Raw genomic sequence first — 12,612 nt, 5'->3', positions numbered from 1 at the left:
GGGGGCGGTGCGTCGCCCCATGCCTAACGGCCGGGAGCGGCGCCCACACGAACCCCGCGTGAACAGATCACCCGCCGCCGTTGCCGTCGCTTCCGCCGACCGCCGCCGCCAGCCGGCGTATCCCGGCCGTCAGCGCCGACGGCGCCAGATGCGCGTAGCCGATCACGAGCCGTACGTCCCCGTCCGCGGGCCGCGCCGTGCCGTACTCCTCCAGGGGGCGCAGCGCGACCCCGGCCCCCGCCGCCCGCGCCAGGAACCGTTCCGGCGGGCCGAAATCCTTCGGTACGCGCGCGATGACGTGGAGTCCGGCAGCGATCCCGCTCACCCCCGTCCCCGGCAGGTGCTCCGCGAGCGCGGCGAGGAGGACGTCCCGCCGCTCCCGGTAGGCCCGCTGGCAGCGGCGCAACTGCCGGTCGTACCCGCCCCGCGTCACGAACTCCGCGAGCACCGCCTGGTCGAGTACCGGATTGCCGAGGTCCATCGTCCGCTTGCGCTCGACGACCTCATCCAGCAGCGCCCCGGGCACCAGCATCCAGCCCAGCCGCAGACCCGGCGCCAGGGACTTGCTGACCGAACCCGCGTAGACGACCCGCTCCGGGTCCAGGCCCTGGAGGGCGCCCACCGGCGCCCGGTCGTACCGGAAGTCCCCGTCGTAGTCGTCCTCCAGGACGTAACCGTCGACGGCCCGCACCCGGTCGAGGAGCGCCGCCCGGCGCTCCGCCGACCAGCTGATCCCGGACGGGAACTGGTGCGAGGGCGTCACCACCACCGCGCGCACCCCGGAGGCGGCGAGCGGCTCCGGCCGCAGCCCCTCCTCGTCCAGCGGCAGCCACACGGTCCCCAGACCGGTCGAGGCGAACAGCCGCGCGTGCTCGGGGCTGCCCGGGTCCTCGACGCCGACCGTGTCGAACCCCCGCGCCCGCAGGACGAATCCGAGCAGCGACGACGCCTGCGCCACCCCCGAGCACACCACGAGCCGCTCCGGTTCGGCCACGACCCCCCGCCGCCGGGTCAGCATCGCGGCCAGCGCCGCGCGCAGCTCGGGCAGCCCGCGCGGGTCCGGGTACCCCAGCTCCGGATGCGGCAGCCGCGCGAGGACGGCCCGGTGCGCCGCCGACCACGCGGCCCGCGGGAAGAGCGACAGATCGGGAGTCCCCGGCCGAAAATCCACCACCGTCCCGCCCGTCGGCCGACGGGCGCCGACCCGCCCGCGCGAGGCGGCGGCCCCTCCGACGCCGTGGACGTCCCCCCGCGCGCGTGCGGCCGTCCCGCCGCCGCGACCATCCACGGCGTCACCACGCCCGCGTGCGGCGGCCGTACCTCCGCCCCGGGCACCGTCAACTTCCCCACGCGCGGGCGCGGCCGCCCCGCCCCCGCGACCATCCGCGGCGTCCCCCCGCCCGCGTGAGGCCCCACCCCCGCCGTCGCGGTCGTCACCGCCGTCCGCGAACCGTCCCCTCACCGCGTCGCCCACCCAGGTGCCCGCGCCCCGGTCGCTCCGTAGGTATCCCTCGGCGGTGAGCTGCTCGTACGCCTCCGTGACCAGGCCACGGGAGACCCCGAGGTCCGCCGCGAGCGCGCGTGTGGACGGCATCCGGGTACCGGCCGCCAGCCGTCCCGAGCGCACCCCCTCGCGCAGTGCCTCCTGGAGCGCCCGGCCGCGCCGCCGCGCCGGGGCACCGACGGCAGGCAGGAGCAGCTCCCAGGCCGCCTGTCCGTGGCTGCTCATTCCCCGTGACCCTTCTCCCCGTCCCGCGCCGGGTTCCCCGATCCGCCCGGCCGGTGCCCATGATGCCGAGGCACCCCCGCCGGCGGCTACGCGGACCTCCGTGGGGCCCGTCTGACCGGCGCCGTACTCACCGGCGCCCGGACCGGGGGAACCCGCGGCCTGCCGCCCACGGCGTCCCCGGACCGAGCCCCGACCGCTACCCCCGCACCTCGACCGTGAGGTGCGCCGACAGGGACCGGAGGAAGTCCGGTGCGTCGAAGAGGGCGCCGGCCGAGGCGACGCCCGTCGTCCGGGTGCGGCCGGTGAGCACGCGGTGGACCGCCTCCACCGCGAGCGGGGCGCTGACGGCGTAGATGTCCCGGCCGGTCGCGACGGCGCGTCGCTCCGCGCCGCCGGAGCGGACGACGACGTCCACCAGGAAGGTCTGCGCGGACCGGCCGCGCTCGTCGACGGCGGTCGGTGCCGGGGCGTCCGGGGCCGACAGGTCCTGGGCCGCGTCCACGGCCATGTACGTGCGGACCTCGGGCACGTCCAGATGGCTCGGTACGGTCACGACGTCGGCCATCGTGAACTCGCCGATGACCGGCCGGGTGCCCATCGGCTCGGGGAACGGCCACGGGACGACCGCGAAGGCGTCGTCGTGGTACTCCAGCCGGCCGCCGGTGTAGCGGACGTGGCGCCCGCCCCGCCGCTCCCGGGAGACCTTGCCCGCGGCGAGGGTCCCGGCCGTGGGGTGCCAGCTGCTCAGCCCGTACGCGACGTGCGCCTCGTCGGCCTTCGTCCAGTCGCCCATCGCGGTGGTGGCCAGCAGGTCGCCGAGCCCGCCGTAGAAGGCCATCGCGGGGAGGATGACCGTCCCGGCGGCGCGGGCGCGGTCCGCGAACCGTTCGAAGGTGTCGGCGTTGGCCTCGATCTCGGCCGCCACGTCGACGTACGGGATCCCGGCGCGCAGCGCCGCCCCGATGACGGGCGCGCCGGTCACCGCGAACGGCCCGGCGCAGTTGATCACGGCGGCGGCGCCGGCCAGGGCCCGGTCGAGCGAGGCCGGGTCGTCGACCGACGCGGGGCGGACGTCGAGCCCCGGGAAGGTCTCGGCGAGGGTCCGCAGCTTGTCCGCGTCGCGACCTGAGGCGACCGGGACGAATCCGCGGTCGAGCAGCTCCGCCACCACGAACCGTCCGGTGTGTCCGTAGCCGCCGAACACCGCGACCGTGAGCCCCGTCTCCATGACTTCTCCCTGCTCTCGTACCGGTCCGTCGGACCGGTCTCCCGTGCTGATCTCCGGTGACGATCCTGGCGCCGCGGGGCCTCCCGCACGAGTGTCCGGAACGACATCATGCGTACAATTACGGACGTGAACTCCGTCGCGCTGGCCGTCACCGAGGGGATGCGCCACTTCGAACTGTCCGTGGCCTCCGAGGTCTTCGGCCCCGCCCCGGCCGCCGTGACCGGCCCCTGGTACGACCTCGTCCTCTGCGGCCCCGAGGTGGTGCGGGTCGGCCGCTTCCTCGTCGAACCGGACGGCGGATTCGACCTGTTGGCCCGCGCCGATACGGTGATCGTGCCCGCCCTCGCCGACGCCGACGAGGCCCCGCCCGCCGAGCTGGTCGACGCGGTGCGCGCGGCCCACGAGGCGGGCGCGCGGGTCGCCTCGCTCTGCACGGGCGCGTTCGTGCTCGCCGCCGCCGGCCTCCTCGACGGCAGACGCGCGACCACCCACTGGGCCCACACCGAGGAACTGGCCGCCCGCCACCCCCGGGTGGAGGTCGACCCGGACGTGCTCTACGTGGACGACGGCCGGGTGCTGACCTCCGCGGGCAAGGCCGCCGCGATGGACCTGTGCCTGCACATGGTCCGCCTCGACCACGGCTCGGCGGTCGCCAACACCGTGGCCCGCGGCCTCGTCGTACCGCCGCACCGCGCGGGCGGCCAGGCCCAGTTCGTCACCACGCCGGTGCCCGCCCGGGACGACCACCCGCTCGGCGACCTGCTCCCGTGGGTGATGGAAAGGCTCGACCAGCCCCTGACCGTGGAGGACCTGGCCCGCCGGGCGCGGATGAGCTCGCGCAACCTGGGCCGCCACTTCAGGTCGCTGACCGGGACGACCCCGCTGCAATGGCTCCTGACCCAGCGGATCCGGCACGCTCAGGAGCTGTTGGAGGCCACCGACGACAGCGTCGAGGGCATCGCGACGGCCACCGGCATGGGCACCGCCACGACCCTGCGCCGGCACTTCAACCGCACCGTGGGCGTCCCCCCGGACGCCTACCGCCGCACCTTCCGGGCCCGCGCCCGCGCCGCCCCGGGCGAGCCGAAGTGGTCCCCGATGGCGTGAGCGAAGTGGACCTCCACAGGGGCCGCGCGACTTCCTAGCGTCGGAGTCATGAACGCGAACGCCCTGCGCGGGGTCCTGCTCGTGACCCTCGCCTACGCCCTCGTCGGTGCCTCCTTCACCGCGAACAGCCTGCTCGGCTCCTACCCGTACGCCGGTGGCCAGGCGCTGCGCTACGGCGCCGCCTGTCTGCTGCTCCTCCCGCTGCTCGGCCGCGGCGGGCTCGCCCCGCTGCGGACCCTGACCGCCCGTCACTGGGTGCGGCTCGCCGCCCTCGCGGGCGTCGGCATGGTCGGCTTCAACCTCGCGGTCCTCGCCGCCGAGCGGACCGCGGAGCCCGCCGTGCCCGGCGTCCTGGTCGGCTGCGCCCCGGTCGTCGTCGCCGTCCTCGTCCCGCTGACCGAGGGCCGCAGGCCCGCTCCCGCCGTGCTGTACGGGGCGCTGCTCGTCGCCGCGGGCGCCTTCACCGTGCAGGGCTGGGGGCGTACGGACCTGGCCGGCATCGGCTGGTCGGCGGCGGCCCTCGCGGGCGAGGTGGGCTTCACGGTGCTGGCCGTCCCGGTGCTGCGGCTGCTCGGGCCGAAGCTGCTCACGGCCGCCGTCTGCGGGGTGGGTGCGGCCGAGGCGGCGCTCGTGGGCCTGGTGGTGGACGGCGCGGGGGTCGTCCGAATGCCGACGGCGGTGGAGACCGGCGCGCTGATCTGGCAGGCGGCCCTGGCCACGGTCGTCGGCTTCGTCCTGTTCTACATGGGCGTCCAGCGGGTGGGCATGGAGCGGGCCACCCTCTTCACCGGGGCGATCCCGGTCGCCGCCGCGCTGAGCGCCGTCCTCGTCGCGGACGCCGCCTTCGGCCTCCCGCAGGCGGCCGGCAGCCTGCTCGTGGGGGCCGGCGCCGCGGTGGGCACCGGCCTCTTCGCCCGGCGGAGCCGTCCGGGGTCAGTCCCGGCTGCCGTCCAGGACGACGCGCGCGACGAGAGCCGGGTCGTCGCTCATGGGCACGTGGCCGCAGCCGGGGAGCCGCACGAGCCGGGCGCCGGGGATGGTGTGCTTGGCGCGGACGCCCTGCCGGGGGAGCAGCAGCCGGTCGCGGGTGCCCCAGGCCACGGTGACCGGCACGTCGGAGACGTCGTCGCGGAACCGTACGTTCCCGCCGGCGGCCAGGGTCTGCCGGAAGCCGGTGGCGCCGCGCAGCGCGAGCGTCTCGGCGTGGACGGCCTCGGGTGAACGGCGCCCGGGGCGCGCGTAGATGCTGCTGGTGAGCACGGCGCGCCCGGCGGGCGTACGGGAGAGCAGGCCGATCACCGGCAGGGGCATCGACCGGGCCGCGCCCCGCATCGCGCGCAGCGTCGTGAAGGCGTACCTCCGCTCGCCCTCGGACCAGAAGCCGGCGGGGGAGAGGGCGGTGACCGAGCGCACCGCCTTTTCCAGGCCGAGCTGGAGGGCGAGCAGTCCGCCGAGCGAGTTCCCCGCGACGTGCGGGCGTTCGACGCCGAGGGCCTCGCAGAAGGCGCCGAGCACGCTCCCGACGGTGGACAGGTCGTACGGGCAGCCGTCGGGCAGCTCGTCGGAGGCGCCGAAGCCGGGCAGGTCGACGGCGATCACGTCCCGCTCGGTGGCGAGGATGTCGAGGACGGGCTCCCAGGCCTGCCAGTGGTGCCCGATGCCGTGCAGGAGCAGCAGCGGTTCGCCCGCGCCCCGGCGTTCGTACGTGAGGGACGCGGTGCGGGCGCCCGCCGGGGTGTCGATGGTGAGCGCGATCCGTTCGGGCATGCGGACTCCCTGTCCTGAAGCTGCCTCAGTTGTCCCTGCCCCGTGAGCATTACCGACCGGTAGTGTGGAGTTCAAGACCCTTTCCGGAACTGGACAGGGTGACCCGCGTCGGCTGGGATGGACGGGTGCCCACCGACATTCCGACCGACACCCTGACCGACCGTTTCGAGGAACACCGGCCGATGCTGCTCGGCGTCGCCTACCGGATGCTCGGCCGCGCCGCCGACGCCGAGGACGTCGTCCAGGAGGCCTGGCTGCGCTGGACCGCCGAGGACCGCTCCGAGGTCCGCGAGCCGCGCGCCTTCCTCGTACGGATCACCACCCGGCTCGCCCTGGACCGGCTCCGCCAGGCCCAGGCGCGCCGCGAGTCCTACGTGGGCCCGTGGCTGCCCGAACCCGTCGTCACCGACTTCGGCCCGACCACCCCCGACACGGTCGAGCGTGCCCTGCTCGCCGACTCCGTCTCGCTCGCGGTCCTCGTCGTCCTCGAATCACTCTCCCCGCTGGAGCGGGCCGTCTTCGTGCTGCGCGAGGCCTTCGGCTTCCCGTACGGCGAGATCGCCACCGTCCTGGACCGCTCCGAGGCCGCCGTCCGCCAGCTCGCCGGGCGCGCCCGCCGTCACGTCGACGAGGGCAAGCCGCGCTACGACGTCGATCCGACCGAGCGGCGCGACCTCACCGAGCGGTTCCTGACCGCCGCCGCCGGCGGTGACCTCGGCGGACTGCTCGCGCTGCTCGCCCCGGACGCGCGTCTGGTCGGCGACAGCGGCGGCAAGGCCAAGACGCCGCGCGTGATCATCAAGAGCGCGGACAAGGTGGGCCGCTTCCTGGCCGCCACCTCGTTCCAGGCGGAGGAGCGGTTCGAACTGCGCTTCCTCGAGATCAACGGCGGCCCGGCCGTCCTGGCCCTCGACGGCGGAGTGCCCGACACGCTCATCCAGATCGAGGTGCTCGACGGACGCGTCCAGTGCGTCTACATCATCCGCAACCCCGACAAGCTCCGCGGACTCGCCGGACTCTGACCCTCCGCAGCGCCCCGCACGAAGAAACGGCCTGATCACGCCGTTCGGCCGGAACACACCCCGCCTCCCGCCCGGGAGGCGGGGTGTTGTGCTGCGCGGGGCTCACGAAGGTGCGAACGTCCTGTGAACGATCTAGGTCAGAGGGTCACATTCGGGGGCGTTCGGCGGAGGATTGGTCTTGACCAAGGGGGTGGCTCGCCTTATGGTCGCAGAGTTAGTGCAGGAACCTTTAATAAACAAGGGCGCGGAAAAACGCCGCGGGACACGGCGAATTGCGGAGGATCAGGGTGGGGACCACGCAGCTGGCATCGGTACCGGAACCGAAGTACCAGCACCTCAAGACAGTGATCGGCGAAGCGCTCGACTCGGACTTCGCGGTCGGAGAGATCCTGCCCAACGAGCGCGAGCTCGCGGCACGCTTCGGCGTCGCCCGCGCCACGCTCCGCCAGGCCCTGGAGCAGCTGGAGCTGGAAGGACGCCTGCAGCGCCGCCGCGGCGTCGGCACCACCGTCGCCCCGCCGCGCGTCGGCGTCGACGTCTCCACCACCCAGCACGCCTGGCCGGGTGTCGGCGACGAGGCCTGGCAGTCGCTCGACTCCGCCACCGACGTGGCCCCGGCCGCCGTCGCGCGCGTCCTGGAGAGCGGCGCCGAGGAGCGGGTCCACATCGTCCGCCGCCTCCGCGTCAGCCAGGGCCAGCCCGTCGCGGCCGAGCTGCTGTACGTGCCCGCCGGCTCCGTCCCCGGCCTCAGTGCCATCGACGCGCCCGCAGGACCCGCCCGCGCCCGCGCCGTGCTGCGCGAGCTCCAGCACCTCGCCCTCGACGGCCAGGACCGCGCCGTGGAGCTGGGCTCCGCCCGCGCCGACGACGCCAAGGAGCTCGACCGGCTGCCCGGCTCGCCCGTCCTCGTCGTGACGACCCGCTACCTCTCCGGAGGGCGTACCGCCGCCGTCTCCGTGGCCACCTACCGCGCCGACACCTGCCGCCTCACCTTCGGCGACTCGGTCGACCTGGTCATGGCCTCGTAACCCGCACCATCCGCACCCGCCGGCCCGTCGCACACCCCTCGGGGCGCTAGCGGCGGGCCGTCACCGTGCCGTCGACCGCGAACAGCTGCTCCTCGACGTGGTCCAGGGCGAGCCGCAGCGCGCCCGTCCCCACCGCCGCCTCGCCGAGCAGCGACAGCACCACACGCGGCGGCCGCAGGCAGAACCGGGCAAGCTCCTCCCGGAGCGGCTGCAGGACGCCGTCCAGACCCGCCGCCCACCCGCCGACGACCACCAGCTCCGGGTCGATCGCGAGGACCAGCGCCGCCACGTCGTGCACCAGCCGCTGGATGAACCGCTCCACCGCCGCCTCCGCCCGCGCGTCGCCCTTGCGGGCCAGCGCGAACACCTCGGCGACCGCCTGCTCGTCCAGCGGGTGCAGCGGCTCGTCCGTGGTCGACAGCAGATGCTCGGGAGTCACCCCACGGCCGAGCAGGTGCAGGGCGCCGATCTCCCCGGCCGCCCCGCCGAAGCCCCGGTGCAGCCGGCCGCCGATCAGCGAACCCGCGCCCGGGCTCAGCCCGGCGAGCACGAAGACGATGTCGTCGGAGTCCGTCGCGGCACCCTTCCAGTGCTCGGCGACGGCCGCCGCGTTCGCGTCGTTCTCCACGATCACCGGGCACTTGAAGGAGCGCCGCAGCCGCTCACCCAGCGCGAGGCCGGTCCAGCCCGGCAGGGCCGTACCGAGGCGGACGGTGCCGTCGGCCTCCACGATGCCCGGGGTGCCGACGCCGACCGCCCGCAGATTGGACCGGGCGACCCCGGCCCTGCGCAGCACGTCGGCCACGACCGTACGGACCCGGTCCAGGCGCTCGTCCTCGCTCGCCGTCTCCGACACCTCGCGCGAGCCGGCCCCGATGATCCGCCCGTCCAGACCGGAGAGCAGCGCGGCCACACGGTGCGGCCCGATCTCGATCCCCAGCAGATGACCCGCCTCGGCGCGGAAGCGGAACCTCCGGGCCGGGCGCCCCTGGCGCCGGGCCTCGCCCTCCTCCGGGGCCGCCTCGACGACGAGACCGCCCTCCATGAGGCCTTCGACGACGCCCTCGACCGTGGGCCGGGAGAGGCCCGTGATCCGGGTGAGATCCGTGAGCGTGGGCGCGTCCGCGCCCCGCAGTGCATGGAGTACCACCGCGGAGTTGATCCGCCGCAGCAGAGACGGATCCCCGCCGGTCAGCCGCCCCACAGTGTGTCCTCCCAGCTCGTGCGCCTCTTTCGGCGGATGGTACTCAATGGGCCCGGTCGCGGCGAGTGCCGCCCCCGGCACGCAGCGGAGTGCGCCCGCGGCCCGGCACCCCCGCGGACGGTCCGCCCGTTCCTGACGCGCCGCCAACTGTCAGTGGCGGGCGCTTTACTGGGCTCATGACCACGGCAGCGCACCTGGCGGCGATCGACTTAGCGAGGTCCCGGGGATTCGACGGCGGACCCGACTTCCACCTGCTGGAACTCGCCACGAGCGAGGAGTTCTGGGAGGACGACGGCACCCGCCGCCCGATCGTCGAGGAGCAGTACGAAGCGGAACGGGACGGACTCACCGCCCTGCTCACCGGGCGCTGGGGCGCGCCCACCGAGCTCGACCTCTGGCCCGTCCTGGAGCGGAGCATGGCGGGCGAGTCGATACCCGAGCCCTGGTCCACGCTCAGCTCTCACACCCCGGACCTGCGCCTGTGGCGGGTCGACGGGCGGTGGATCGGCCTCGGCGTCTCCCAGTGGGACAAGGAGCTGCCGTTCCAGCTGCTCGCCGTCGTCACGACGATCGACCCGCCGCGCTGAGAGGGACCCGGCGTCCTCACACCTCGGGGACCTGAGCGGCCTCCCGCAGCCGGGCGTACTCCTCGGCCATCGTCGCCGCCGTCCAGTGCGCGTTCAGCCCGCTCGGGTTGGGCAGCGCCCAGACCCGGGTGGATCCGATGACGCGCTCCTGCGGCCCGATCGCGGCCCTCGGCTCGCCGAACGCCGTGCGGTACGCGGTGACACCGACGACCGCGAGCCAGCGCGGCTTCAGCAGCTCCACCTTCCCGACCAGGATCCGGCCGCCCTCCCGGTACTCCTCGGCGGTCAGCTCGTCGGCCCGCGCGGTCGGCCGCGCCACGACGTTCGTGATCCCGAGCCCGTACGTCAGGAGCTCCTCCTGCTCGTCCGGCCGCAGCAGCCTCGGGGTGAAGCCGGACAGGTGGAGCACCGGCCAGAAGCGGTTGCCGGGGCGGGCGAAATGATGGCCGGTCGCCGCCGTCATGAGGCCCGGGTTGATCCCGCAGAACAGTACCGAGAGGCCGCCCGCCACCACGTCGGGAACGACGCGGTCACGGGCGGCCTCCAGCTGCTCCTTGGTGAACCGGGGGCTCCCGGTCAGAGGATCGCCCCGGGGGCGTAGGCGGCGGCCTCCGGGTGCTGCTTGAGGATCTCCTCGATGCGGGAGACCACCGAGGCGACCTGGTCGGCGGCGGCGCCGGTGAAGGACAGCTTGTCCGCCATCAGCTCGTCGAGCTGCGCCCGGTCCAGCGGGATGCGCTCGTCGGCGGCCAGCTTGTCGAGGAGCTCGTTCTGCACGGTGCCCTGCTCGCGCATGGCGAGGGCGGAGGCCACGGCGTTCTCCTTGATGGCCTCGTGGGCGACCTCGCGGCCGACCCCGGCGCGCACCGCGCCCATGAGGACCTTGGTGGTCGCCAGGAACGGCAGGTAGCGGTCGAGCTCGCGGGCGACGACGGCCGGGAAGGCGCCGAACTCGTCGAGCACGGTGAGGAAGGTCTCCAGGAGACCGTCCAGCGCGAAGAACGCGTCGGGCAGGGCGACCCGGCGGACCACGGAGCAGGACACGTCGCCCTCGTTCCACTGGTCGCCGGCCAGCTCGCCGGTCATCGACGCGTAGCCGCGCAGGATGACCATGAGGCCGTTGACGCGCTCGCAGGAGCGGGTGTTCATCTTGTGCGGCATCGCCGAGGAGCCGACCTGGCCGGGCTTGAAGCCCTCGGTGACCAGCTCGTGCCCCGCCATCAGGCGGATCGTCTTGGCGATCGACGACGGCGCGGCGGCCAGCTGCACCAGCGAGGTGACGACGTCGTAGTCGAGCGAGCGGGGGTAGACCTGCCCGACCGAGGTGAAGGCGTGCGCGAAGCCGAGGTGACCGGCGATCCGCCGCTCCAGGTCGGCCAGCTTGCCGGCGTCGCCGCCGAGCAGGTCCAGCATGTCCTGGGCGGTGCCGACCGGGCCCTTGATGCCGCGCAGCGGGTAGCGGCCGAGCAGCTCCTCCAGGCGGGCGTAGGCCACGAGCAGCTCGTCGGCGGCCGTCGCGAAGCGCTTGCCGAGGGTGGTCGCCTGGGCGGCGACGTTGTGCGAGCGGCCGGCCATGACCAGCTCGGCGTACTCGGCGGACAGCTTGCCGAGGCGGCCGAGGACGGCGACCGTACGGTCCCGCATCAGCTCGAGGGAGAGCCGGATCTGCAGCTGCTCGACGTTCTCGGTGAGGTCGCGCGAGGTCATGCCCTTGTGGACGTGCTCGTGACCGGCGAGGGCGTTGAACTCCTCGATCCGGGCCTTCACGTCGTGCCGGGTGACCTTCTCGCGCTCGGCGATGGAGCCGAGGTCGACCTGGTCGAGCACGCGCTCGTAGTCGGCGAGGGCGGCGTCCGGAACCTCGATCCCGAGGTCCTTCTGCGCACGCAGCACGGCGAGCCAGAGCTGACGCTCCAGCTTGACCTTCTGCTCGGGGGACCAGAGGACGGCGAGCTCCGCGGAGGCGTAGCGGCCGGCCAGAACGTTGGGGATGCGGGGCTTCGCAGTCACAGCAGTCACGTGGACAGAGTTTACTGGCGATTTCTGCAGGCCAGCGCCAGGGTCCCATGTGGAGCTTGCTACGAGACGCAGCTCACGGCCGCCGCTCCCACACCGTGTCCCCGGCGGTCTACGGCTCCGTCGTCGGCTCGTACGGCAGCAGCTCGGGGCGCTTGGGCGGGCGGCCGTCGCCCGAGGAGCGGCCGGTCAGGCGCCGCCCGATCCACGGTCCGAGGTGCTCCCTGGCGAACCGGGCGTCAGCCGCCCGGCGGCTCGCCCAGCCCGGGCGCGGGGTGGGGTCCAGGGGCGTGCGCCAGTCCGCCTCGGGCGCCAGGCCGAGCGTCTGCCACACGGCCTCGGCGACCCGCCGGTGCCCGTCGGCGGTGAGGTGGAGCCGGTCCACGTCCCACATCCGGGGGTCGGCGAGCGACGGGGCGCCGTACAGGTCGACGACCAGGGCTCCGTGCCGGGCGGCGAGCTCGTCGACGTGGGCGAAGAGCTCCTCCATCCGGGGGCGGAAGCGTTCGAGGACGGGCCCGTTCCGGCCGGGGCTGCGCATCAGGACGAGCTGCCCGCAGGAGGGCGCGAGGGTCTCGACGGCCTCGGTGAGCAGTCCGCGCACCCTCCCCATGTCGACCTTGGGCCGCAGGGTGTCGTTGAGCCCGCCGACGAGCGTCACGACGTCCGCCTTCATGGCGGCGGCGGTCTCGACCTGCTCCTCGACGATCTGGCCGATCAGTTTGCCGCGTACGGCGAGGTTGGCGTACCGGAAGCCGGGGGTCCGGGCGGCGAGGCGGTCCGCGAGGATGTCGGCCCAGCCCCGGTAGGAGCCGTCGGGCCGCAGGTCCGACATCCCTTCGGTGAAGCTGTCGCCGAGGGCGACGAAACTGTTGTACGTGGCATTGATCTCCATGGCGGAGAGATCATACCGCGCGGTATGCG

At 74.4% G+C, this 12,612-nt stretch carries 11 protein-coding genes; 4 read left to right on the top strand and 7 right to left on the bottom strand.

What is annotated here, in order from left to right:
- Positions 1 to 67: 67 nt before the first annotated feature.
- Positions 68 to 1,729 carry an aminotransferase-like domain-containing protein gene (locus DEJ43_RS04210; protein ID WP_015032069.1) on the bottom strand — a complete coding sequence of 554 codons (1,662 nt, stop codon included), beginning with the start codon at positions 1,727 to 1,729 and terminating at the stop codon, positions 68 to 70.
- A 196-nt stretch (positions 1,730 to 1,925) separates the two neighbouring features.
- Entirely contained in the window at positions 1,926 to 2,957 is a 1,032-nt protein-coding gene (locus DEJ43_RS04200) for a saccharopine dehydrogenase family protein (protein ID WP_015032068.1), read from the bottom strand.
- 108 nt (positions 2,958 to 3,065) lie between these two features.
- Here DEJ43_RS04200 and DEJ43_RS04195 point away from each other — a divergent pair, with 108 nt between their 5' ends.
- Positions 3,066 to 4,064, top strand: coding sequence for a helix-turn-helix domain-containing protein (locus tag DEJ43_RS04195; protein ID WP_015032067.1), 999 nt, complete (start codon positions 3,066 to 3,068; stop codon positions 4,062 to 4,064).
- Positions 4,065 to 4,997: 933 nt separating this feature from the next.
- On the opposite strand, the gene DEJ43_RS04185 is transcribed toward DEJ43_RS04195, so the two are convergent.
- Entirely contained in the window at positions 4,998 to 5,831 is an 834-nt protein-coding gene (locus DEJ43_RS04185) for an alpha/beta fold hydrolase (RefSeq protein ID WP_015032065.1), read from the bottom strand.
- A 137-nt stretch (positions 5,832 to 5,968) separates the two neighbouring features.
- Here DEJ43_RS04185 and sigJ point away from each other — a divergent pair, with 137 nt between their 5' ends.
- Positions 5,969 to 6,853 (top strand): RNA polymerase sigma factor SigJ, encoded by an 885-nt coding sequence (gene sigJ, locus DEJ43_RS04180; protein ID WP_041663620.1) that lies wholly within the window; start codon positions 5,969 to 5,971, stop codon positions 6,851 to 6,853.
- A gap of 287 nt (positions 6,854 to 7,140) precedes the next feature.
- Complete coding sequence (locus tag DEJ43_RS04175; RefSeq protein WP_015032063.1) at positions 7,141 to 7,881, top strand: GntR family transcriptional regulator; 741 nt, start codon at positions 7,141 to 7,143, stop codon at positions 7,879 to 7,881.
- A 46-nt stretch (positions 7,882 to 7,927) separates the two neighbouring features.
- Here the strand turns inward: DEJ43_RS04175 and DEJ43_RS04170 are convergent, their stop codons facing one another.
- Positions 7,928 to 9,085, bottom strand: a complete 1,158-nt coding sequence (locus DEJ43_RS04170) for an ROK family transcriptional regulator (RefSeq protein WP_015032062.1) — start codon at positions 9,083 to 9,085, stop codon at positions 7,928 to 7,930.
- A gap of 176 nt (positions 9,086 to 9,261) precedes the next feature.
- Here DEJ43_RS04170 and DEJ43_RS04165 point away from each other — a divergent pair, with 176 nt between their 5' ends.
- On the top strand, positions 9,262 to 9,672 hold the full coding sequence (locus tag DEJ43_RS04165) for a hypothetical protein (protein WP_015032061.1): 411 nt from the start codon (positions 9,262 to 9,264) through the stop codon (positions 9,670 to 9,672).
- 16 nt (positions 9,673 to 9,688) lie between these two features.
- Here the strand turns inward: DEJ43_RS04165 and mug are convergent, their stop codons facing one another.
- The 3 genes from mug to DEJ43_RS04150 form a co-directional block, all read right to left on the bottom strand.
- Positions 9,689 to 10,186, bottom strand: coding sequence for a G/U mismatch-specific DNA glycosylase (gene mug / locus DEJ43_RS04160; protein WP_015032060.1), 498 nt, complete (start codon positions 10,184 to 10,186; stop codon positions 9,689 to 9,691).
- 62 nt (positions 10,187 to 10,248) lie between these two features.
- A complete protein-coding gene (gene purB, locus DEJ43_RS04155) occupies positions 10,249 to 11,691 on the bottom strand; it encodes an adenylosuccinate lyase (RefSeq protein ID WP_041662084.1) in 1,443 nt (480 codons plus the stop codon).
- A 109-nt stretch (positions 11,692 to 11,800) separates the two neighbouring features.
- On the bottom strand, positions 11,801 to 12,583 hold the full coding sequence (locus tag DEJ43_RS04150) for an SGNH/GDSL hydrolase family protein (protein ID WP_041662082.1): 783 nt from the start codon (positions 12,581 to 12,583) through the stop codon (positions 11,801 to 11,803).
- Between the last annotated feature and the right edge of the window lie 29 nt (positions 12,584 to 12,612).

Source organism: Streptomyces venezuelae ATCC 10712, from assembly GCF_008639165.1.
Lineage (GTDB): Bacteria > Actinomycetota > Actinomycetes > Streptomycetales > Streptomycetaceae > Streptomyces > Streptomyces venezuelae.
This window is presented reverse-complemented; position numbering and strand designations above follow the sequence as displayed.